Consider the following 22,790-nt stretch of genomic DNA (forward strand, 5'->3'; position numbering starts at 1 on the left):
CAGCGCCCAGGCCCAGCCGAGGTCTCCCGGATGAAGTTGCAGCGGCGTGCGGTCGTCCTGCCACACACGGAGGGCATCCACGACCCCGGCCAGCCCGTCGACGCCGGGCACGTTCAGAACGATCGTCATGTCCCGCATCTCACATCATCCCGGCGACCGGCCGCACCTGGTTTTACTCAGCGCGAGCTGGAGCTGAGGGGCTGTGCGGCAGCAGGCGTCGCCGATGATGTCGGCACCTGAAGCTACAGCCACCGACGGCTGAGCGGACGCCGACGAAACTGCCGTGCGAACCTGCCGGATTGAGAACCTGTCACTGAAATCGGTGGCGACGGCCCAGCGAGGAATCCGCCCAGGCCGAGAACGCCACCCGCTGCCCCAACGCCCTGCAGGCCGCGTGCGCTGCGCCCGCCCCGGCATGGCCTCGGGTCCTCAGCAAAAGGCGTCTGTGCTCGTCATACCTGGGCGCGGATGCCGTCGGTGGTGCTGTAAAAGGTCTGGGTGATCCACATGTCCCGGCCGTCCGTGGAGGCTTTGGCAGCGAAATAGGAGCACTGAAACTGGCTCTTCTGGCCGAGCGGGACCTTCGTGACCCTGGGCAGCGTGTCGCAGCGCAGGTCCGTGCCTGCCTCGCGGTTATTGCCCCAGAAGTAGGTGAGGGCGCCCTCCCGGGTGAGCAGACCGGTGCTGGGCTGGGCTTCGTATCCATCGCCCATGCCGCCGAACCCGGGCTTGCCCGTGAACTTCACCGGCCAGGTCACCTCGATGCCCTCGTAGGTGACGGTGCAGGTGATCCTGGCGCCTGCAGCCGGCCGGATGGAGTCCTTGTCGCACCGGGTGCTGGTCTTGGCCGGGGCCCCGGCCATCTTCACCGTACGCGTGGCCAGTTCGTACTTGACGTGCTCGATGAACGGAGCATCCGCGTCCGGCTCCGGCACGCTGTTGCTTTTCCTTTGCGGCGTCGCCTCCGGCGACTCGATGGGCTTGCCCACCGGTGAGCCGATGACCGAAGGCTCGGCCGTACCGCCGTTCTTCCCGTCGTCGGCGCTGCCGCAACTCGTGAGCAGGAGGCAGGAAACAGCGGCGGCAGCTATCAGTGATCCCCGTGAGTAGTGCATGACCTGCACAGTAGCGGCCGGTAACGGCCCGCCTACGGCGGGGTCGTCGCGCGGAGAAACCGGCGGGCCGTGCACGCCTGAGCCGCGATCAACATGCCCACGTACTCTACGGCGCACCCCGTGGTGCGGGTACCCAAGGTCGTCGAGCCCATCCGCAGTGTCCTCGTCGCCGGCCGGCCTGCCCACGCGGGACGAGCAGATGATCTGTCTCGAACGACACGCTCAAGCACGACCGGCGGGCTCGCACCACAGACACCAACGAGTGATCAAGCCAGCAGTGTTGACGATGATGGCGGTCACGAGAACGTCGGGCACCACCGCTCTGGATTGGGATCAAGTCCCCGGCCGACTCAACCGTGCCCGGCTCACGGGAGGGCTTCGAGACGCTCTATGTGGTCCTCGCCCCACTGGCCGAGCGGGGTGAGAGCGGTAAGGAGCGAGTGGCCGAACTCGGTCAGTGAGTACTCCACCTTCGGTGGCACCTGGTAATGGACCTCGCGGTGCACCAGGCCGCTGGCCTCCAGCTCCCGCAGATGCAGGATCAGCATCCGCTCACTGATGCCGGCCACCGTTCGACGTAACTCTCCGAAGCGCAGCGGCCCCTCGCCGAGCCAGAACAGGATCAATCCCTTCCATTTTCCTCCCATGACGTCGATGGCAGCGTCCAAGCCGCAGGTATAACTCCGCTTCCGCACCAGCACTTCCCCTAACAAAACTGTGGGTACCAGACAGAATTGTAGGTACTTGTAGAAGTGTTGGTGCCGTCGCAGCATGGATCAGGCGTCACACCGAGAGGGCAGTAACTCCGTGGGACGCCAGCTATTCGACCCTTTTTTTTCGCGCTTTAGATGCATCGGCATCAGGCAGGAGCAAACGTATGACCGGGCACCACCGCACTCCCGTGACCGTCGTCGGGCTGGGCTCGATGGGTAGCGCATTGGCTGAGGCATTCATTGACGCCGGACACCGGACCACCGTCTGGAACAGAACAGCGTCGAAGGCTGTGCCGCTCGTGTCCAAGGGGGCTGTTCACGCGCAGACGATGGACGAGGCAGTCGCGGCGAGTCCGCTGATCATCGTCTGTCTGACCACATACGAGAGCACCATCGAGGCCCTGGAACCGGTCACTGCCACGCTCAAGGGACGTGCCCTTGTGAGCCTGAACAGCGGTTCGCCGGCCGGTGCCCGTCAGATGGCCGAATGGGCGCTCGGGCACGGCGTGCGTTACCTCGGTGGGGCGATCAAAAACGTGCCGTCTGCCGTCGGAGCTGAGGACACCCTCCTGTACTACGGCGGCGACAACACCGTCTTCGACGAGTTCGCATCGACGCTGCGGGTGCTGGGCGGCGACACCGTCTACCTCGGCACCGACGCCGATCTCGCGGCCCTGTACGAGATGGCGGTGGGCGGCACCCTGCTGCCTGCGCTCGTCGGCTTCTTCCAGGGAGCGGCAGCGGTGCAGGCGCGTGGCCTTGAGGTGGCCTCAATGGTGCGGTTCAGCATCAAGTGGTTCGAGATGATCAACTCGGTGCTGCCGGTCTTCGCAGAGGAGATTGACCGCGGCGACTACAGCAAGCCCGCGTCCTCGGTAAGTCTGTTCCTGGCTGGCGCCGCGCATGACGAGGAACTCGGCAAGGAAGCCAACCTCGACATGGAGTGGCACAAGCCCTTCCACGACTTGCTGAAGCGAGCCGTCGAGGCCGGCTACGGCGACCACAGCATCTCCGCCCTGACAGAGATACTCAAGAACCCGGCGCCGACCGCATAACCCGGAACCGCACACCCCTTGTGGGGAAAGGCAATTGATCACCCAGCCACCCGGACCACGGACCGGGCACGCTCAACTACAGCCAAACCAAACAGCTGCGACACCCGCTGGCACAAGGAGCAACGCCAGAGTCCAGGCGCACCGTTGGGGGGCAGGAACAGTTCAATGCTCTGCACCACCGGCCGACAGGCCTGACGGGATTGGCTCAGCCAGGAATCCGGCAGGGGATCGCTGCGTTGCAATACAGGCAAGCTGCTGGCGGGGCCTGAGAGGAATAGCGACCTCGACATCGTGCGGAACGCGGGACGCGGGAACGGCGAAGAGGCGACCGCCGCGGGCTTCCTCGTGTCCGAACAGAACAATTAGAAGGTGTAGCGGGTGTGGCTGAACGCCTGGCCGTCGTGCCCGAAGCCGTACGCCGTGCCGGGGGCCACCGCGAACAGCAGGTCGTTGCCGTTGCGGATGCTGTCGCCGAAGCCGTGGAACATTCCCTCCGGCGAGGTGATGTGGTCCCCGTACTGTGCCTCGAACGCGGCGATGACCTCGTTCTGCCGCGCCGGATCCGTCACTCGCTCCGCCATGCCCTCGATCACGAGGTCAAGGCCTTCGGAGAGCGAGTTGCGCCCGGTAGTGAGCGCACAGTGGGCATTGCCGGCCAGGTTCTTCGCCTTCTGCTCGCCGGTCCCGGTACTGAAGTGCAGTGCCCCGTCGTGCCAGGCGGCGATAAGCGGCGTGACGTGCAGTCGGCCGTCCGGCCGGACCGTGGTGATCCAGAAGACCTCGGCGACTCGCAGTTGGCGCTGGACCTCGGCCCAATCGGTGGCGGTGACGTCAGGTGCGCCCGGGCGCGGGTTGAGCGCTGAGCTGTAACGGGCGTCGAGCTCGGCCTTGGGCTGCTTCGGCGTCATGCGAACTCCTCTCCCTTTTCTTGTCACGAAGGCTACGCAGCCCGCCCCCGCAACGCTCACTAAGCGTTCGGTCCGTTGTTTCGTGTTTGGTCCCGTGCCAGGTTCCGCGCCAGTTGGGGATGGCTTCGCCGGTGCATCTGCGGGACGAGAGGTCGGTGATCATCGCGAGGTGGATCATTGCCTCGGAGCACTGCGGGTACCTCTCGTAGTCGCGGGCGGGTCTGCGGTGGCACATGAGTCATGCCGATACTGCGCTCGATGGTCCACCGCCTCAGGGCGATTTCGAATCCTGTGGTGCCGGGGGGCGTTGGACCGGGCGGGCGTCGATGCCAAGGCGGGCGCCGTGGTTCCGACGGCATTCGGCCGCTCCTGGGTTATAGCACCAGCCGCGGGAGCCGAAGCCGCCGGCCGCACACAAATCCGCGTCGGCGTTGCTGGATCGACCCCACGGCGGGCTCTGAAGCCTTTCGGAGTAATGCAGGTTCGTTTCCTCACTGTCCATACGGGTGAAGCACCGGTGCCCTTGGCTCTGAACGGGCAATAACGCCACGGCATATTCCCTTCCCGCCGTCAGAAAGAGCCCCCCGATGCGTTTTCGTTCCGCCTTCACAGCCGTTCTCGGCGCCGCCCTGCTCCTTGCCGTGAATCCCGCTCCCGCCTCCGCCGCAACCGGCCAGTTCCGCTACGACTACGTCACCGACGAGGGCTACGACGTCACCGGCTTCATCAACGACCCGCCCAACGAACAGTGCCTCACCCTTCCCGGCGTCGACCGGGAAAACACCCAACCCGGCCACTCCCCCAAGAACCGCACCAACGCCTGGGCCACGGTCTTCAGCGAGCCCGGCTGCCAGGGCAAGTTCTTCAAGCTCCGCCCGCACACCGGCGGCGCTTCGGAACGACTGAAGGTGCGCTCGGTCGTCTTCGACTGAGCGCGTTCTCACCCGCCCACGTCCCCCCGGGGCCGACTCACCGCCAGGGCCGTCTCGCCGCCATGGCGGGCGGCCCCGGGAGCGGGGCGGCGCAGTGTCGCGGCCGCCGCGCACGGTGCCGGTCCCTAACGCGACCGCCTCGGCGAGGAGGCGGCCTGCCACAGGAGGAAGACAGAAGTACGGTAGTCGCCCGAGGTCCCGCGGTACGGATGACCAGTTCCGGATCGAACTGCCCGGCGGTTTCAGTCAGACCGGCCGGCCGGTTCACCGGGCAGTTCGTCGTCGGACCAGGCATCCGACTTCATCTCCCGCTCCCGGCTGCGCACCAGCAGGCGGTGGACGGCACGGACGATGTCGTCGCGCCCGCCGGCTCAAGGGCGGGGAGCGGTCGGCCGATGGCTGGAGCATGCGCTCACTTCCCGTCTTCACTGCCCGCCGCCTACTCGCCCGCCGCCCTCTCGCCCAGCGCCTTCTCGCCCGCCCCCTGACCTGGGGTCCGGGACTGTGCGCCGTTCTGCTGTGGGCCCTCGCGCAGACCCCAGCGGCCCAACCGGAGGCTCGCGCGGTGCCGCGGCCGGCGGCGACCGTGGACGGCAAGGGACTGCGGGCACTGTTCGGATCGGAGAACCGGGTGATCCCTACGCGCGAGCGGGAGGTCGCCCTGACGTTCAACGCGGCCTGGAACGACGCCGGCCTGGACAGCATCCTCGAGGAGCTCACCCGCAGCCGCGCACCCGCTACGTTCTTCCTGACCGGCGACTTCGCCGATCGCCACCCCGCGGTGGTGAGGAAGATCGCGGCAGCCGGCCACGGGCTGGGCAACCACTCCTTCAGCCACCCCCGCTTCAAGGACCTGACGCGGGCCGGGCGACAGCACGAAGTGGCGGCGGCGGACCGGGCCCTCCGTGCGGCCGGGGCCGGCCGCACGGTGACGCCGTTCTTCCGCTTCCCCTACAGCCAGACCAGTCCCGCTCACATCAGGGAGGTCAACGCCCTGGGGTTCGCGGACATCGAGTACACCGCCGACACCAACGGCTGGAAGGGGACGGCAGGCGGCATGACGGTGGACCGCGCAGTGGACAGAGCCCTGCGCGCCCTGCGTCCGGGAGCCGTCCTGCAAATGCACGTCGGGGCGTCACACGGTCGCACCGAAGTGATCGATGCCCGGGCCCTGCCCCGGATCCTCAAAGTCCTCACCACGCGCGGCTACCGTGTCATCGACCTGCGCACCCTGCTCACCCCCTGACCCCGCCCCGCCTGCGGCCGGGACGCCGCAGCCAGTGAGGGTCGCCCGCCCGCAGCAGGGAGCCGAATCTTTCACCCTGCCCAGTTTCCTGGTGCCCGCCGGACGCGGCGAACAGGTCGCCAGCGGTGTGGGGACGACCGCGCTCGCGTAGAAGGGGCTCGTCTGGATGGGGCCGAGGTTGGCGTTCGGGGCGTGCTCCGGATCACCGAACTGACGCCCGTAGGGGCTGCTCCCTCTGCCGAAGTGCTCGTCGGCGCCTTCGCGGGCGGCACGGTTGCTGTCGGCGACCGTGCGCTCGAGACCGCGGGGCTCGATGCCGGCAGCCGCGGCGAGGGCCTGGAGCGTGCGCCCCGTGCGGAGGTAGCCAGAGGTGATGTGCCGCTTGAGGGAGCGTCGGGAGGTATGCGGGCGGATCATGCCGAGGCCGTACTTGCGCAGCGTGTGAGCATCGGTCACCAGCCACGCCGGAATCGCGGATGTGGATGCGTGGCGGGCGTACATGGTGCGCATGAAAGTGTCGACGAACCACCCGCGATCGTTCCCCGACGTTCCGCTGCCGCGGCCCGCCCGGCACGAGCGGCTCGCCGCCCCGGACCCCACTGAGGAACTGAGGCCCTGGCCGGCGCGATCAACCTGCGCGACCGTGCCGAGCCGGACGCGGGACAGCAGCTTGCCGCCCGTGACAGCGGCCGGCCGGGCGGTGGCGAGCATGACGGCATCGGCGCTTTCACTCAGCTCCCAGCGTGCCCGCACGTGCTCCAGGCCCGACCTGACCGACTCGCGGTCAGCGCCCCCGGCTCATACAAAGCACAGCGACTCCGGGCACATGAGGCGGAGGCGAAAGCAGCCGCCCGACGCTACGGCCGCCCACAAGACTCACTCGATCTTCAGCTCGGACTTCACGAGAGCCCGGAACCGGTCAGCGAGATCATTCATCCTCCCTAGATCATCGCTGTCCGTGGCTTCTCGCCACTCATAGATGAACCCCCGTGCCTCATCGCTGCCAAAGGTAAAAAGCCCGATCAGCGCATCGGCGCTCATCTCGATGCGTCGTTCTGTGGTCCAGTACTGCTCCAATTCGTGGAGCTTGGAGGTCTGAGCCGTCCGCTTGTACTCCAAGCGTTGCAGCTCCAGATGAGCGGCGCGCATGACCGCGAAGTAGGCGTCCCGCCGCTCCTTGAGGAGATGCGCACGCTGCTCCGCTTGCTGCGATTGCGAGACCATGCGCTCTGTATGCAATCTGCCTTGTGCACCGGTCAGCCACGTGAAGAAGACCCCTGCGACTCCCGAAACGCCGGTGATAAGAGGCGCCATCCATTCCCATCGCATGCACCCATGGTGCCGCCCGGGTTCCATGCCAGGAGGCCGGTCATGACCCGGATCACCGCGTACTCCACCACCGGCACGACCAACGTCATGGCTTTCCTCGGGGCGCGGTCAGCCTCACCCACTCCGTCGGGACACTCCCGCGTCGCCTACAACAACGGCGGCGGGTGGTTCACAGCCCGGCGGCGTCCAGCAGGCGTTGCAAGGCCCTCTTGGTGTGATGCTGCCCGCGCAGTGCGCGGCACCGCTCGGCGAAGGCTGCGCTGGTGCCGTCGCGGTCGGCTAGCGCGGACAGGTCCCCCAGCAACTGCACAGCAGCGGGGTAGTTGCGGCCCTTCTGGTACGCGATCATCTCGTGGATACGGCCCCACGCGGCCTCTGGATCGTCCTGGAGGGCGGCGAGTCGGCGCTGCCGGTCAGCACGCCTTTTTTGGCGTTCGGCTTCCTCGCGTTCGGCTTCTTCCTGCGCTTCACGGGCGAGGCGCTCGGCAGTCACCGCGTGCACAGCGGCACGCAGTTGGGCAACGGTGCGGCCGACTTTGCGAGGGGAAGCCCCCGGGTGGGCCAGGCGGAACCGCCGGCGCAGGTCAGCGGCGGCGTAGGAATCGTCGTCGCGGAGGAGTCGCACCAAAGTGGCGTCCTTGTCCCTCTGAGGCAGCGTGCCGACCCAGGACTCGCACATGGCGCGCGTGGGCTCAGGAGCGGCATGCGGGAGAGAAGCGGACGCCGCGGTGATCAGGTCGGGGTCGATGCGCAGGAAGTCGGCCAAGTCGGTGAGGGAGTCCGGAAGGTCGGCGAGGCCGGCGGGGAGCTCAGGCTCGACATCGGTGTCGTCCAGGTCGTTGTTGTTGAGACAGTGCAGCCAGGCCAGATAGAGCAGGCGCACGTCCCCGGCAGCAACGTCCAGACGCGCCCGGGCAATCGAGGGGAGCCATTCCTCCTCGCGGCCGGTGTCTTCGTAGCCGTCGAAGTCGAAGAGGTCGTTGAAGTCGTCGAGCTCCCCGTCCTCGTCGTCGGAGACCAACGTGATGAGGACATGGCCGCCGTGCCGGCGGGCGTCGGCGGATTCGCCGGTGCAGTACTGCTGGGCTGTGTGCAACGGAAGCTGCTCGGCGGGCCACCGCAGGATGACCTTGCGGTAGCCCCAGTTCGCGAAGTACAGGTGGGCGTCGTAGTACTGCTCCATGAGCCGGTCGCAGTTGCCCTTGAAGTCACCCCACTGGTAGGTGTTCACGAACGTGGTGCGGGTGAGAGCTGCCCGGGAGGTCAACGTGCGGATCTCGGCGACCTGTTCGTCGGTCAGGGGCCGGTCGACCGCAAGAAACTGGTAGTGCTGATATTCGGACATTGGGGACCTCCAGCTGTGCTTCGCTCCGGGTTCAATGCATTACCGCCCTACGCCATTCCAGCATCCCCGACTCGATCCGCACGGCGAACACCTATCGGCCAACCACCAGGACACGAATGTCGGCCGCCTTGTCCACGGCGGCCCGGGAACCGGTACGGCACCACGCACACGCTCTCATCGATCCCGGGCGCCGTGACCGGGGCGGCCCGCCCGGCGACGGGAACGCCGCATCGCCGGAAGGGCGTCCACCGGAACGCCTTGAAGATCACCTGGCAGGCGGGCGTCGTCTGCGGCGGCTTGCGGACGATGGTGAGCACGTTGCGGCAGACCTCTCCGTCACCATCGCCGTCACCGTCACGGTCAAGGACAGTCCGGTCACCCTGCGCCGTAGTCCGCGCAAAGCGCTGACCGACCCCGCGAAGGCGCACCGGCGGATGCGCACTGATACCGCATCAGTAGGGCACGCACACATGGGTGTCGTACCCGCAGCGCACCACCTGCGCTTGCGGAGGCACGGGTTCATGGGAACCCGGCAGGTCACAGGAGTCCCCGCGCCCAGCAGGCACCCCGCCGGGCGCGGGCCCTGCACAGCCGCCGCTTGGACCGCCGCGCCAGGGGCAGCCATGGGCACGACAAGGCCCCTGACGCACACGGTGACGGACAGACTCCGGCCTCCACCGACGCAACGGTGGATCCGGCACCGGTAGCCACGTCACGGGCCGTGTTCCCTGCTCGACTCTCGACGGGAGAAGACCGTGACCGCATTACGCCTTCGAAGACGCAGCTACTCGGGGAATGGGCCGTCGCGCCGCACTGCGGGCTTCCTGCTCGCCCTGTCCCTCATAGGTGTCGTACTGGTGGCTCCCGCCCAGGCACGAGCGGACACCACCTTCTCGGCGAAGATCGACTTCGGCACCGCCGCCACCGTTCCGGTGAGCGGCTACGCACACGACTACGGGCAGGCCTTCGGCGCCCGTACCGGCGCCAACCAGGGCACCGGACTCAGCTACGGCTGGGTGGGGCTGACGAACACCACCCCGCTCGACCTGACGGGCAACGGCCGGGACAGAGGCACCGCCGAGCCCGACCGGCTCCTCGCCACCTTCGTGCACATGCAGCTGCCCGCCTCGTCGGCCGGCGTGAAGACCCCGGGCCGGTGGGAGATAGCCGTACCCAACGGCACCTACACGGTGGCGGTCGCCGTGGGCGACGCCACGAGCGTGGACAGCGCCCACGCGCTCCAGGTCGAGAACCAGAACGCGGTCGACGGGTTCGTCCCCACCTCCACCACCAAGTACCAGACCAGAACCGTGCAACCATCCGTGGCAGACGGCCGGTTGACGATCAGTCCGCTCGGCGGCAGCAACACGAAGCTCGCGTACGTGAGCATCACCCCGCTCGCCGACGCTGCCGCTCACCCGGAGGTCAGGACCGTCACTCCGGCGAACACCGCAACCGGCGCGGCACCGACCGGCAGCGTAGTGGCGGACCTCCGCCTGGTGGGCCCCGGCGTCGACGCCGCGACCCTCACCCCCGCTACGGTCACCCTCAAGGAATCGGCGACCGGGACAACCGTGCCCGCCCACGTGATCACCAGCGGCGGCGGCGACGTCATCAACCTGTCGCCGACGACGGGACTCAAGGCGAACACCCGCTACCGCTTCTCGGTCACCTCCGGCGCCCGGGACCTGGACGGGCGGAGCTTCACGCCATGGAGCTCGGTGTTCACCACCGGGGCAGGCACGGGCGCCGGCACCATCGCCTTCGACAAGGTGGCCACCTCGGCGACGGGCAGGAGCTTCGCCTCCGTGCTGAAGGGACCCGACGGAAAGCTGTACGCGTCCACACTCGACGGATACATCATTCGGTACACCATCGCCGCCGACGCCACTTTGAGCGGGGCGGAGACAATCTCGACCGTGCGCACGAACGCGACAGCCCGCGGTCTGCCGGGAGCACCCAACCGCTCCGTCATCGGAATGGCGTTCGACCCGTCCTCCACGGCGGCCAACCCCGTTCTGTGGATCACCTCCAACACCATGTACGCCGGAGGCACCCCGAACGAACCGGATTGGTCCAGCAGCATCGCCAAGCTGAGCGGCCCCGGCCTCACCACGTACACCGAGGTGATCAGCCGCCTCCCCCGCTCCGTGAAGGACCACGAGACCAACTCCCTCGCCTTCGGCCCCGACGGCGCCCTCTACGTCACGCAGGGCGCCAACAACGCCATGGGCGCCGCAGACCCGACGTGGGGCAACCGCCCCGAGCACCTGCTCAACGCCGCCGTGCTGCGCCTCGACCCGGCCAAACTCCCGGCGTCCGGTGCCGTCGACGTGCGGACCGAGAGCCCGGGAACGTACGACCCCTTCGCCGCCAACGCGCCGCTGACCCTGTACGCGACGGGCATACGCAACGCCTATGACCTCGTGTGGCACACCAACGGCCACCTCTACACACCCACCAACGGCTCCGCGGCCGGCGGCAACACGCCCGCCACGCCCACACCGCTGCCCGCCGCCTGCTCCCGCCGGATCGACGCGGCGACGGCCGGGCCCTACACGGGGCCGACCGTGCCGGGGATCACGTCCAACCCCGTGGCGGAGACGGACTACATCTTCGACGTGAAGAAGAACCGCTACTACGGGCACCCGAACCCGGCACGCTGCGAATGGGTGCTGGCCGGGGGCAACCCCACCTCGGGCACCAGTCCCTTCGAAGTCACCGGCTACCCGGTGGGCACCCAGCCCGACCGCAACCTGGACACGGCCGGAATGTACGACGCCGGGCTGCACGCCTCCGCCGACGGGGTCGTCGAGTACCGCGGCAACGCCTTCGGCGGCGCGCTCAAGGGCAAACTCCTCGTGGTCCGTTACAGCAGCGGCCAGGACATCGAGGTGTTCGGCGTCGACGCGCAGGGGAAGCTGTCAGCGCCCACGACGGGCATCACCGGATTCACCGGTTTCCAGCAGCCACTGGACGTCACGGAGGACACGGCCAAGGGCACCCTGTACGTCACGGAGCTGGGCGCTTCGAAGATCACCTTGCTCAGGCCCAGAGTGACGCAGGCAGGTACGTCAGCCGGGCACTGAACCCGGCACACGTGGAGGTGCCACATGAGCATCCGGCCCATGTGGCACTCGCCGGCCCCACGGACCGCTCACCAGATTCCGGACCAGGCGGGGACCAACTCGGGTTCGTATAGTGCTTGACCGCTCAGGTTCACCGGGGTCGGCTCTACTGACGGCGCTGTGCAGGATGCAAATCCGCCTCGCCCAGGCAGCACGACGAGCCCGGCGAACCACCGGCCGCATTTCGGGCAGTGCCCCTTTCTGTTCCCGTTCGGCGCCTCCCGCTCACGCGCCAGCTTCTTCGAGCCCTACTGCCCCCAGCCCTCCCGGATCTTGAAGTCCATCGCACCCCTTGAGCTGGGGTGTTGCGACGACTACCAGGAGCCAATCTGTCTGGGCCGGTGCGTTGCGCTGCCTGCGTGCGATTAGCGGCGTTCTTGGACCTTCGGGTTGTTCGCCAGCTCCTCGGACAGTTTCGTGTGCACGTCGATAAGACAACTGAGCACCACGCCTTCGGTCAGGTAAACGGCTTTCATGAGGTTCGCCCCGTCAATGGTGGCGCCTTCCATTCTGGTGGCCAGAAAGCCAGATCCTCGCAGGTCGGAACGAGCGAGATTCGCGTCCTTCAGGGTCGCGTTACAGAAGTCCACACGCTGGAGTGATGCGTCACGAAGTTGCGCATGTACGAGTCTTGCTCTGGCGAAGTCTGCCCTGTCCAGCGTGGCACCGTCTGCGTTGGCCTGACTTAGATCTGCGCTGTTGAAGTCTGCCATCGGTAGCCGGCTGCCGACGAGGTTGGCGTGTCGCAGGTCCGCTCCACGCAGGTTGATTCTGCGGTGCTCGGGTCTGTCGGGGCGACGCCCGAGGACCGTTAGCGCGGCCTGTGCATCGTCCTTGATACGGGCGGCGGGTTGGACGTTAGCGTCTTCCGGTGGCCCAAGCCTGATGAAGGCGGCGAGGACCTCAACAATTGTTTCGTGGTCTTTCTCGCTGTCGTTCATGATCCGTTCGAGGCTATAGATGCCGCCGAGTCGTTCGTGGAGTTTTTCGGAGCCGAGGAGCTTGATGGCCTCGACGTAGCGTCCGGTGACTTGCTCCTCCCGGGCGAGTTCTGTCTGCTGCGCGTCCCGGGTCTGAGTCTCACGGAGTGTCGTCTCGAACTGTTTCTGGCTTTCCGCGAACTGTTGCTGGGTGTGCTCGAATTGGCGCTGCTCCAGCTCGTGCTTCTTGCGGGTGTACCAGAGCCCTGCAGCCGCGACGAGGCCGGCGACGACGGCGACGAGCATGGTGCGGAATCCGGTGACGATGATCCCCGCGGAGGGTATAAGTTTGCCATCTTCTTTGAGATGGTGACCTTCGATCCACCAGGGCCCCCAGATAAGGAGCACGATGAACATGGCGGTGCCGAATGCGCCCCACACCCGGACTTTGGTGAGTACCTTCTTCGTGCCGCTGCCGCTGTCGCTCATGGCGGCATGATGTCCCGCCTCGGCTGACAGCATGCCTTCAACGCCGCCGTCCAGAGCCAGATTTGAGGATGCGGGGCCAGCGCCTCCTAAGCGTCCACCAACGCGGGAACCATCGAGAGTGGGTCCCAGGGCAAGGGCGTGCGCGTGGGCGGGCCCCAAGTGGCAGCCGTGGCCCTCTTCCGACTGTTGCATCGGTCCGGAAGTCCGGCGGGGCCGTCATGCGTCATTCACCACGGCGCACGTGGGCGCACCGCAGCATGATTGCGAAAGCCAGCACGTCAGGAACTTTCTGACTCGGAAATCTCGTGTATCTCCCGTGGTACCAGTCAGACGTCCTGCCGGACGGCCCGGATTTGGAGCTTGGCAGGTATGTACCGATGCATCCGGGTCTTCCGTTGCTGCCGATATTCTCTGTGCTGCGCACGAACAGAGAGGTGTGCGCCCGCGTATTCTTCCGCCCGGGGGCCCGAATGATGCGTGCTCCTCACCTGCGCCTCGATACGCATACTGCGCCGTTTCCGGACAGGGGGCCGAGGGGAAGCCCCCCGGTGGGAGACCGGTAGCGGCCGGGCCGTCCAGTGCGCGATCTATATCCGGGGGGCATCATGACGCGGGCTGATCAGATCAAGAATATATGCACGCTCGCGGCCCTCATCGCCGTATCGTGCGGCGGGTCGGTCGCCCTCACGGTGCTGATGACGAACCTGCCCGTCCTGCAATCGAGCGCCAACGGCAACGCAGGAGATGCCTTTGGTTCGGCTGCGGCGGCCTCATCTGTCGTAGTTCTCTTCTACATCGCCAGGACCTTTCACCATCAGGGTGAGGAGTCAAGAATGCAGCGCCAACTCCTGGAGGCACAGCGTCTGGAACTTGCGATGCAACGCGAGGTGGCAGTGGAGCAGCACAGAAGCGCTCAGCAGGCTGCCGCGGCGGCGCTGCGGCGGCAGCACCAGAGCCTGTTACAGATGGCGATAGGCGACCCATTGCTCATGGAGTGCTGGCCAGGTTACGGGCCGCGCGTCACGGGGAGCCGGCGAAGGCAGTACATGTACTCGAACCTAGTGATTTCGCACCATGCCATGTGCTTTGACTTGGGCTACTACACCGACGATGAGATCGAGGAAGCTCTTTACCACACTTTCAGCAGCGCGGTGACGAAAGAGTTCTGGCAGGAAACCCGCTCACGTCGCAACGGCTCCACTCCCTATGGCGGCAGCATGCGCAAATTCTATGAACTTGCCGAGGCTGCGTACACGCGGCGAATGTCCGACCGGTAAGCACGGCCCGGTGTGGACCCTCCGGGCCGTAGCCAAGGGCCGTCCGCGTCCAGAAACGCCAGCCGGTTGTTCTCCAAGCGGTCCCGTACGCTCTCGCCGTCAGGTAGGCCCTCCCACACGGCCCGGTTGAGGTCGAGGAAGTATGCACGCGCCGCTTCGTGTACGGGCAGGGGGAATTGGATGCGTATGAGCCGCTCCGTAACCCACATCTGTTCATGACGTCCTGGGTGGTGAGGAACCAGGCGTTGGTGTCCTCCCCTTCGGAAGGCCGACTGAGGGCGGAGCGTTCGGCCTCGGCCGCCCCCTCGACGGCCCGTTTCAACAGTGTGAGCCGTTCCCCGCGCCGGGCCTCGACCCGTCACTCGCGCTGCAGCCCCGCAAACGGTTCGCCAAGGCGCCGTGTTCATCGTGGACGGCACGCACTCTGGTTCCCATGCGCGACCGCACGATCGTCGAGCCGTCCAAGAACTGCCGATACCCCACGAACCACCAGGTCGTCATCGACGCCGATACCCGGCTCGTCGTGGTGGTTGGCCGGCCCCTGCCAAACAACCGCACCAGCTGCGCGGCACAGTAGGAGCTCGGCGCGAAGGCCGCCGTCGGCACGACCAGGGCCATCGCAGACGCCGACTATCCGGGCACGGAGCTCGTGATGGCCCACCGCCACCGCGAAGGCGAAGAACTGCCCGCCTGGAAGCAGGCACACGGCAAGCCCCACAACCAGGTCCGCACCCGCGTCAAGCACGTCTTCGCCCGCACAAAGGCCTGGAAACCCTCCGCGACTTCCGACTCAAAGGCGTCGCCGTCCACCACGCAGTGCTCGACAACCCTGCCGCCACAACCTCAACCTCGCCGGACAGGCGGGCGGCCGGACCGACCGCCAACCATGTCCACACCCGATCGAGATCATGACGGGACAGCCCTTGGTGGTGTCAGCCGGTGGGGGGAACCCATCCTGCACTGATCAGTACATCTCGGGGAACCACGACGAGATTCTCCCCCGGGCCGATACCGGACCCCTGCGGCAAGCTGTTCTGAAGTTCAGTCGATGCTTCGGTACCGATAAAAGCAACGTCTCCGTTGGAAAGCGAGAATACTGCGGGGCAGTTGGAGTCGTGAATGCAGCGCCGGTCTTTAGCGTCCAGCCGCCTAACAATTTTCATCTGTTTTCTGAGCTTCCTTCTATGTCAGGACCGGCGGATCTGCGTATCAGGCGTTTCCGGTGCAGTCCACACGAGCTTTGGCCGATGAAGCACCGAGAGCCGTCAGTTACGCGCGTCAGGGGCCGCCGCGCACGCCGCTGCTCGAACGGTGGCGGCAGCTTAGGGCAAGGCCGGCGCCGAGCGCAGGCACCGGGCCGGGATCCACGCGTGTCCGCGCTCCGGGGTGTCCCCGCCGCGCCCGTCATCTGCCGGGTCGTGCACATCGTGATCCCGGGATGTGTTCCCTCTCCCCCCGAGAACCTTCTCGGACCCGGCATCCGTACGGTCAGAAGCGCACGGGAACGGGGGGGCCGTTTACCGTGAAACCCGGCTCACCCACAGGAGTGTCCGGGGCCGCATCTGGTTGATCGTGTCACTCACAGGCGGTACCCAAGGCCGGGAGACTGTGGCAGTGCCACCGCATGTAGCTGGCGGGGGGCGGGCGGTGGAGCCCGGTGACGACGGAACCTCTTGCGCGCGACCACTCCTGATCGCAGAGCGGGATTCTGTTGTGTGAGGCCCTGCCCGTACTTCTCCTCGACATCACCCCATCCCAAAGTGCAGGCGATGTACGACGCATGGGGCCACCGAAAGGTCTTCGAACGCCAACCGTCCCCCGGCTCCCCCGCTCTGAGCCGTCATGCGCATGCACCTCCCCAGCCAACGGGCTGGATCCAGTTCGGACAAGCGTGGACGGCGCAGGCTCAGTGACGGCGAATGCTGGGCCGATTCTGGGCCACCACCAGGAGGGCGTACGGCGGCACGCACTCATCCCCGACGTTCGAGCGGCGGGCTGCTGCAACAACGCACGGCTGGTGGGCTGGGGCGACCAGATAGCGGTCGCGGGGTCGGTAGTCCCGGATGAACGATTACTCGCCAGGGTGCGCGTTGCACCATCTGGTGTGGCAGCCGGAGACCGGTGCAGCCCAGCGCTGCAGCAGTGGCCGCGAGCCCTGGCGGCTTTCTCAAGGGGGGACTCCGGGCAGTGCTTTTCCTCGCCTATCGTTCGTTCCATGACGAGTGACGGTGTAGTCGTGGATGAGGCGATTCGGGCGGCGTGGGCCTCATACCGGGTCCTGGACAAACGGACCTCCGCCGAGGACCGCCAAGAGGCGCAGCAGCAGGTCGAAGCCGCCGTGGATGCGTACGGGCGTGAGGAAGTGTCCCGGGGAACCGTCTTCCTGGTGGGCGTGCTGACCGGATACCTGATCGCCGAACAGTCCGGCAGCCAGGACCGTCTTGATCCGCTCAGCGATCTGATCCCCGCTGTGATCCGCCAACTCCCCACCTTCGAGACGGCCGACCCGGCCCAGGTGCCGATGGCCACCGGAGTCCTCATGGCCGCCGCCATGGGCATGGACACCGTCGTGTGGCGCGACCAATTCGGACAGATTCCGCCGCAGGAGGCCCTGGTGCACGGCTTCGTGCTGTGGCTGCTCGCCGACCTATTCGATTCCATGGCCGGACGGCCCGGAGTCATCGATCAACTCATGCGGGAGACCTTCGACTCCATGGCCGCCGAACAGAGCTGACCTGCGGGCTGCGGGCGATGCCCGGCGGATGGCTGTCGGCGAATGCGGATACGGCCGTGGATACGATGCGAAACGTCCCGGCCCCCGGCAGTTGCGATGCCGGGGGCCGGGACGTTCTCACCGGACGGCTACCCGAGCCAGACGATGTTCAGGAGGGTCAGGCGGCGCAGCGGCCGGTTCGGCCAGTAAGCCAGGGGGAGTTGGCCGACGACGCGTAGCGCACGTCCCCCCTCCCTCCGCGTCGTCGGCGTTCCACTGCACTGGGTACGAAGCAGCCGGTGTACTGGGCCTCCTCGACTCGACCCGCACCACCCGGACGTGCTCGCCGGCCCATCCCCGCACGCGCGGGGAGCAGTACGGCGAGAGCCGGCGCCGGGTCCCTGCCCAAGAGAGCCCAGGAGACCCTCGACTCCTCGCTCGCTTCAGCTAGGAGGAAGCTGCGGCGCCGCCCGGGGGCGTGCCGTCGGTCTCGGGTTCCGGTGGCAAATCGCTGAGTTGCTCGCGCAGGTAGTTCCAGATCACCGCGATCAGGCCGGCTACGGGCACCGCGAGCAGGCTTCCCACGACACCGGCCAGGTTCGCGCCCAGAGTGACCACCAGCAGGATCACCGCCGCGTGCAGGCCAAGGCCGCGGCTCTGGATTATCGGCTGGAACACGTTGCCCTCGAGTTGCTGGACCACGAGGATGATCGCCAGCACGATCAGTGCGTCTGTCAGGCCGTTGGAAACCAATGCGATGAGCACCGCTACCAGGCCGGCGAACACGGCGCCAACGATCGGTACGAACGCCGATACGAAGGTCAGCACCGCCAGCGGGAGCACGAGGGGCACACCCACGATCCACAGGCCCAGGCCGATGAAGATCGCATCGAGCAGGCCGACGAAGGCCTGGGAACGTACGAAGGCGCCCAGGGTGTCCCAGCTGCGCGCGGCCACGATCGGGATGTCGGTGGCGAGCCGGCCGGGGAGCTGGCGGGTGAGCCACGGAAGGAACCGCGGGCCGTCCTTGAGGAAGAAGAACATCAGGAAGAGCGCCAGAAGTGCGGTGACCAAACCGTTCAACACGGTGCTCACTCCTGTGAAGAGGGTGGTCACCATGCTGCCGACGCTGTCCTTGATCCGCTCGGTCGCCGAGTCGATTCCGCCGGAGATCTCGGCGTCGTCGATGTTGAAGGGCGGCCCGGCGGCCCATTGGCGCAATTTCTCGATGCCCTCGGCCACACCGTCGGTCAGTTCGCCGGACTCGGACGCCACCGGCACTGCGATCAGTGCCACGACGCCTGCGGCGACCAGGAGGAACAGCACCGTCACCACCGAGGCGGCCAGGGCGGGGGGCCAGCCGCGCCGGCGCAGGAATCGGGCCGGGGGCCAGGTCAGCGTGGTGAGCAAGAGGGCCACTACGAGCGGCCAGAGGACTGACCACATCCGACCCAGAATCCACAGGGCTGCCGCAGCAGCCACAAGCACCAACAGCACCTCGAGGGAAACCCGTGCCGATCTGCGAAGCGCGGCGGCGGTTTTTGCGGAACTCAGCGTGGCAGGCATGGGAGACACCCTATTGATACTCCTGTCACACGTGGCACCGCAGTGCGTCAGGAGCAGTCTGAGTACGGTCGGGGGTGGCGCGGTGGCTTCCGCTCCCTTCCCAGCCCTCGCCGCTTCAAGCCGTGCGTGCGGTTCAACGGCGCACGCCAGTCGGTGAACGATGACGGAAAGCCGTGCGCGGGAGGTCCAGTTCCGGCCTCGGAGTCTGTTTCCGGCCGGCGAAGACGGCCAGCCGTGAAGAACACCGGCCGAAAGACATCCCCTTCGGCACCGGGCCGAGCACCGGGCCCCGCGCCGCACCGGTGATTTACCCGATTCCCCTGTCACGGGTCACCGCTTGAATCGCCTCGTCGCGGTGCCGAGATGCCTTTCGGCAGCCGACAACAGGCACGAACCACAACCGAGACGACCCCGCGCCGAAGCGCAGACGTCCGGCGCGGACAGGAGGAACTTCAGATATGTCTCGCTCCAGTTGGCGCTTACGCGCGTGCGGCACCGCCGCCCTCACCGCCCTGTCCGTGGGGGCCGCCTGCGCGCTCACACCTCCCGCTGTTGCCGCTACCGCGGTCTACAGCGAAGACTTCTCCGACGGGCTCGGCACATTCACCGCAGCCGGTTCCGTCAGCACCGGTACCTATGGCGCCCGGATGAGCGGTTCACTGCTCTCCGACCCGGCGCTGACGTCCGCACCCATCGATCTGACCGGGCGCAGCGAGGTGACGGTGTCCTACACCCGGGCAACGTCCGGGCTGGACCTCGGGGAGACATTCACCGCGGCCTACTCGGTCGACGGCGGGTCGTTCACCTCGCTGGAGTCGGCGCGCACTGCCACCGGCGCGGCCTCGTTCCGACTGCCCGCCTCGGTCGAGGGACACGACGTGCGGCTGCGGTTCTCGCTGGACGCCAACAGCTTTGCGGAGACGCTGACCGTGGACGACGTACTGGTCCAGGCTGAGGACGACGGTGGGCCGACCGATCCGCCCGGCTCCCTGCCGCCGGTCTCCGACGTCACCGCGCCCGGACCGTATGCGGTGACCGTCGACGAGTCCGCCGGGCCCGACGGCGACGGATGGCTGGTGTACCCGGCCGATGCCGGCCGGGACGGCGTGAACCACCCGGTCCTCGTATGGGGTCCGGGCGCGGGCTCGGACCCGGCCGCTTACGAGGACATGCTGCGCCAGTGGGCGTCCCACGGGTTCGTCGTCTATAGCGAGGTTTCCTCCAGCAGTGGCGACTACATGGTCGACGCCCTGGACTGGCTGGAGGACCAGAACGCCGCCACGAGCAGCCCGTTGCACCAGGACCTCGACCTGGCCGAGGTGGCCTTCGGCGGCCATTCCCGCGGGTCGATCGGCACGTTCGACGTGGCCGACGACCCACGGTTGGAAACCACCATTCACGTGGCCGGCGGCTCCTTCGACGGCAACGGCCCGGGCAGCCTGCGCAATCCGGCCCTCTTCATCGGCGGCGACGACGACTTCGCCACCCCCAACGTGGAGCGTGACTACACCAACACCGATGTACCGGTGTGGTTCAACATCCTCAACGGCACCGATCACATCGCGGCCACGCGCAACGGTCAGCACATCATCACCGCGTGGCTGCGCTGGCGCCTGGCCGACGAGGAGTTCCGCCGCACGCAGGACTTCCTGAGCGCCGGTTGCACGTTCTGCGGCCTCGGTGAGGTGCGCCACAAGAACTGGTGACGCCCGCCTCCCACGCCGGGCCGCCGATGCCTCCGCCGCCGACGATGTTCTGCCCGGCGACGGCGGAGGTGTCGGAAACCGGGAGAGGGACGACGTCGGCACCTGCTTGGCGGGCGCCTTCACCCCGCAGGCGGCGGCGTTGTTGTGCACCTGCTCGGGGCGAGAGGCACCGGTCGGCTATGAAGCCGCCGGGGGGCCTGCCCGGCCGGGGAAGAATTCCCTCATGCCTGCTTTTCGGTGGTGAAGAAGTCGGTCAAAACGGGGGCGAGGAGCTCGGGAGCGATGGTGTGCTCCTGGCCGGGGAAGACGTGCAAGGTGAAATTGCCTGCCAGTGCGGCGAGTTCCTGGGCGCCGGTGAGCATGTGTGGTGCGCCCGCGTCCCCGCTGCCGACGAGGACGGGCACCTTCACGGACGCCCAACGGTCGGCTGGCAGCGGGCGGCCTGACATGGTGTCGCCCATGACCAGGCCGTCGTAGGGCAGGGTGCGGGCGGCGGCTTCCATGCCTGCCCAGAAGGGGGCCTGCCGCATCCCCGCGACGGCCTCGGCAGGCATCCCCACGGCCGCGGTCATGAAGTAGGCGGCCGCATCGCCGTACGCCTTTTGCTTCACGAGGTCCTCTAGGCGGGCGACGTAGTCGGCGGGCAGCGGAGGCCGGCTGGCGTCGGTGATGAACGGCGGCTCGTACAGGGCGAGTCGGGTCACGGCGCTGCCCCGGGCCGCGGCCTCCAGCGCCAGAACGGCACCGGAGGACATCCCGAACACCATCGCCTCCCCTCCCGCGACCTCGATCAGCGCGTCCAGGTCTTCGACCTCGCGCTGCACGTCGTAGACCGGGCTGTCCCCGCTGTCACCGCGGCCCCGGCGGTCGTACGTGATCACGGTGCAGCGCTCGGCCAGCAGTCCGGCGAGTCCGGCGGAATCACCACGCGCCATGAAGGCGCCGCCCACGAGCACCACCGCGGGGCCCGAGCCCTGCTGCTCGTAGGCGATGGCCGTGCCGTCGGCAGAGAACACCTTGTCCATCAGGAACAACTCCAAATCTCCACGCGGTACGCGGGGTCGGAAGCCCCCACCACCGGAACTGGACCGTACAGTACCCACACGGGTACTGGCCAGTCCAGTACTCTTCTGTGGGAGACGAGACGGATGAAGAAGAAGGTGTCGACGATGGACGGCCGTTCAGCCCGCAAGCACACAGCGATCCTGGAGGCCGCGACCAGCGTCTTCCTGGACAAGGGGTACTCCGGGACCAGCATGGACGACATCGCGAAGCTGGCCGCGGTGTCCAAGCAGACCGTCTACAAGCACTTCTCCGACAAGGAGAAGCTGTTCGCCGAAATCGTTCTGGCCACGACCGACCGACTCGACGCCACCATCGACCTACTGGCCGACCTCCCGACCGACGACGCCGGCCTGGAAGAGAACCTGACGCGGCTAGCCCGTCAGCTCCTCACCTCCCTCACGGACCCCCAAGTGATCCAGCTGCGGCGCCTGATCATCGCCAACGCCGACGTCTTCCCCGACCTGGGAAACGAGTGGTACGAGCGGGGCTTCGAGCGAGGACTCGCCACGCTGGCAGCGACCTTCCAGCGCCTGGCCGACCAGGGACTGCTCCGCATCGACGACACCCTCCTTGCCGCGAACCACTTCTCCGGCCTGCTGCTGTGGATCCCGGTGAACAGGGCCATGTTCACCGGCAGCACCCGGCACACCGACGCCGACCTCGACCGCTACGCCGCCGCCGGCACCCGTGCCTTCCTCGCCGCCTACCGCTGACCACCGCTGCCCGCCGCTGACCACCGCACCGCAATAGTCGATCTCCCCTGCCCATCGCCGACGGCCGGCGGTCAGCCGCGCACGTGCAGCCCGAAACCCGTGCGGCCCGCGGGCTCCAATCCCTCCTTCAGGTGCAGCGAGGGGATCTCGTAGTCACCGAAGTTCTGCCGCCGGAACGGGATCGGCTCGGTCGACTCCAGGGTGAGCAGGCGCTGTTCCCAGGCCTTGCTCACGTCCGCGTAGTCCTCGCCGCTCATCCGGTCGGCGCCGTACAGCACGAACGGCGGCAGCACCTCGATGCCCGGGTAGTAGAGGATGCCGTGGTGGATCGGGAACAACAGATCGTCGATGGGGCCGTTGATCCCGCGAGCGGCATAATGCGTCTCCGGGCCTCCGGCGGTTACCGACAGCAGAGCCTTCCTGCCCGCCAGGGTGCCTTCGCCGAAGCGTTCCCCGTACCTGGTGTCGCTGTGCTCGCCGACGCCGTAGGCGAAGTGGTAGGTGAACACCCGATCCACCCAGCCCTTGAGGATCGCGGGCATCGTGTACCACCACAGCGGGAATTGGAAA

The 22,790-nt window shown here is 67.3% G+C and carries 18 protein-coding genes and 2 pseudogenes; 9 read left to right on the plus strand and 11 right to left on the minus strand.

All coding sequences use genetic code 11. The annotated features are described in order from the left end of the window. Positions 1–452 precede the first annotated feature (452 nt). Together IE226_RS41935 and IE226_RS41940 are read right to left on the minus strand one after the other, a co-directional pair. Positions 453–1,115 (minus strand): hypothetical protein, encoded by a 663-nt coding sequence (locus IE226_RS41935; protein ID WP_190086792.1) that lies wholly within the window; start codon positions 1,113–1,115, stop codon positions 453–455. Positions 1,116–1,480: 365 nt separating this feature from the next. Next, positions 1,481–1,762: a winged helix-turn-helix transcriptional regulator gene (locus IE226_RS41940; protein WP_229871937.1), complete on the minus strand. Its 282-nt coding sequence runs from the start codon at positions 1,760–1,762 to the stop codon at positions 1,481–1,483. Positions 1,763–1,992: 230 nt separating this feature from the next. On the opposite strand from IE226_RS41940, the gene IE226_RS41945 reads away from it, so the two are divergent. Next, on the plus strand, positions 1,993–2,883 hold the full coding sequence (locus IE226_RS41945; protein ID WP_190086794.1) for an NAD(P)-dependent oxidoreductase: 891 nt from the start codon (positions 1,993–1,995) through the stop codon (positions 2,881–2,883). Between the two features lie 362 nt (positions 2,884–3,245). On the opposite strand, the gene IE226_RS41950 is transcribed toward IE226_RS41945, so the two are convergent. Next, entirely contained in the window at positions 3,246–3,791 is a 546-nt protein-coding gene (locus tag IE226_RS41950) for a pyridoxamine 5'-phosphate oxidase family protein (protein ID WP_190086795.1), read from the minus strand. Positions 3,792–4,378: 587 nt separating this feature from the next. Between IE226_RS41950 and IE226_RS41955 the strand changes: the two genes are divergently transcribed. Both IE226_RS41955 and IE226_RS41960 read left to right on the plus strand, forming a co-directional pair. Further along, positions 4,379–4,723 (plus strand): hypothetical protein, encoded by a 345-nt coding sequence (locus IE226_RS41955; RefSeq protein WP_190086796.1) that lies wholly within the window; start codon positions 4,379–4,381, stop codon positions 4,721–4,723. A 406-nt stretch (positions 4,724–5,129) separates the two neighbouring features. Next, positions 5,130–5,969, plus strand: a complete 840-nt coding sequence (locus IE226_RS41960; RefSeq protein ID WP_190086797.1) for a polysaccharide deacetylase family protein — start codon at positions 5,130–5,132, stop codon at positions 5,967–5,969. Here IE226_RS41960 and IE226_RS41965 read toward each other — a convergent pair. From IE226_RS41965 to IE226_RS41975, 3 genes are all read right to left on the minus strand, one after another. After that, the gene (locus IE226_RS41965; RefSeq protein ID WP_190086798.1) at positions 5,859–6,680 is read right to left on the minus strand and encodes an FAD-binding protein; all 822 of its coding nucleotides are present in this window, start codon (positions 6,678–6,680) and stop codon (positions 5,859–5,861) included. The two genes, IE226_RS41960 and IE226_RS41965, sit on opposite strands and share 111 nt — an antisense overlap. Positions 6,681–6,845: 165 nt before the next feature. Next, a complete protein-coding gene (locus IE226_RS41970) occupies positions 6,846–7,298 on the minus strand; it encodes a hypothetical protein (protein WP_190086799.1) in 453 nt (150 codons plus the stop codon). 169 nt (positions 7,299–7,467) lie between these two features. Next, positions 7,468–8,643, minus strand: a complete 1,176-nt coding sequence (locus IE226_RS41975) for a hypothetical protein (RefSeq protein WP_190086800.1) — start codon at positions 8,641–8,643, stop codon at positions 7,468–7,470. 755 nt (positions 8,644–9,398) lie between these two features. On the opposite strand from IE226_RS41975, the gene IE226_RS41980 reads away from it, so the two are divergent. Continuing rightward, on the plus strand, positions 9,399–11,732 hold the full coding sequence (locus IE226_RS41980) for a PQQ-dependent sugar dehydrogenase (RefSeq protein ID WP_229871938.1): 2,334 nt from the start codon (positions 9,399–9,401) through the stop codon (positions 11,730–11,732). Between the two features lie 404 nt (positions 11,733–12,136). Here IE226_RS41980 and IE226_RS41985 read toward each other — a convergent pair whose 3' ends face one another. Beyond that, a complete protein-coding gene (locus tag IE226_RS41985; RefSeq protein ID WP_190086801.1) occupies positions 12,137–13,180 on the minus strand; it encodes a pentapeptide repeat-containing protein in 1,044 nt (347 codons plus the stop codon). A 605-nt stretch (positions 13,181–13,785) separates the two neighbouring features. Between IE226_RS41985 and IE226_RS41990 the strand changes: the two genes are divergently transcribed. Next, positions 13,786–14,457 carry a DUF6082 family protein gene (locus IE226_RS41990; protein WP_190086802.1) on the plus strand — a complete coding sequence of 224 codons (672 nt, stop codon included), beginning with the start codon at positions 13,786–13,788 and terminating at the stop codon, positions 14,455–14,457. Here the strand turns inward: IE226_RS41990 and IE226_RS44665 are convergent. Further along, positions 14,409–14,809 (minus strand): annotated as a pseudogene (locus tag IE226_RS44665) (hypothetical protein); the annotation flags it as partial. The gene IE226_RS41990 and the pseudogene IE226_RS44665 sit on opposite strands and share 49 nt — an antisense overlap. Between IE226_RS44665 and IE226_RS44670 the strand changes: the two are divergent. Continuing rightward, positions 14,807–15,314 (plus strand): annotated as a pseudogene (locus IE226_RS44670) (transposase family protein); the annotation flags it as partial. The pseudogenes IE226_RS44665 and IE226_RS44670 sit on opposite strands and share 3 nt — an antisense overlap. 1,358 nt (positions 15,315–16,672) lie before the next feature. Then, positions 16,673–17,191: a hypothetical protein gene (locus tag IE226_RS42000; protein ID WP_190086804.1), complete on the plus strand. Its 519-nt coding sequence runs from the start codon at positions 16,673–16,675 to the stop codon at positions 17,189–17,191. 426 nt (positions 17,192–17,617) lie between these two features. Here IE226_RS42000 and IE226_RS42005 read toward each other — a convergent pair whose 3' ends face one another. Further along, the gene (locus IE226_RS42005; protein ID WP_190086805.1) at positions 17,618–18,736 is read right to left on the minus strand and encodes an AI-2E family transporter; all 1,119 of its coding nucleotides are present in this window, start codon (positions 18,734–18,736) and stop codon (positions 17,618–17,620) included. Positions 18,737–19,194: 458 nt separating this feature from the next. Here IE226_RS42005 and IE226_RS42010 point away from each other — a divergent pair, with 458 nt between their 5' ends. Further along, on the plus strand, positions 19,195–20,442 hold the full coding sequence (locus tag IE226_RS42010) for a poly(ethylene terephthalate) hydrolase family protein (RefSeq protein ID WP_190086806.1): 1,248 nt from the start codon (positions 19,195–19,197) through the stop codon (positions 20,440–20,442). Positions 20,443–20,663: 221 nt separating this feature from the next. Here IE226_RS42010 and IE226_RS42015 read toward each other — a convergent pair whose 3' ends face one another. Beyond that, on the minus strand, positions 20,664–21,467 hold the full coding sequence (locus IE226_RS42015) for an alpha/beta fold hydrolase (protein ID WP_190086807.1): 804 nt from the start codon (positions 21,465–21,467) through the stop codon (positions 20,664–20,666). A gap of 123 nt (positions 21,468–21,590) precedes the next feature. Here IE226_RS42015 and IE226_RS42020 point away from each other — a divergent pair, with 123 nt between their 5' ends. Then, positions 21,591–22,220 carry a TetR/AcrR family transcriptional regulator gene (locus IE226_RS42020; RefSeq protein ID WP_190086808.1) on the plus strand — a complete coding sequence of 210 codons (630 nt, stop codon included), beginning with the start codon at positions 21,591–21,593 and terminating at the stop codon, positions 22,218–22,220. Between the two features lie 71 nt (positions 22,221–22,291). Here IE226_RS42020 and IE226_RS42025 read toward each other — a convergent pair. Next, the coding region (locus IE226_RS42025) for an NAD(P)H-dependent oxidoreductase (protein ID WP_190086809.1) at positions 22,292–22,790 on the minus strand (499 nt) is incomplete at its 5' end.

The sequence above is a fragment of the Streptomyces longisporoflavus genome (assembly GCF_014649775.1).
Classification (GTDB): Bacteria; Actinomycetota; Actinomycetes; order Streptomycetales; family Streptomycetaceae; genus Streptomyces; species Streptomyces longisporoflavus.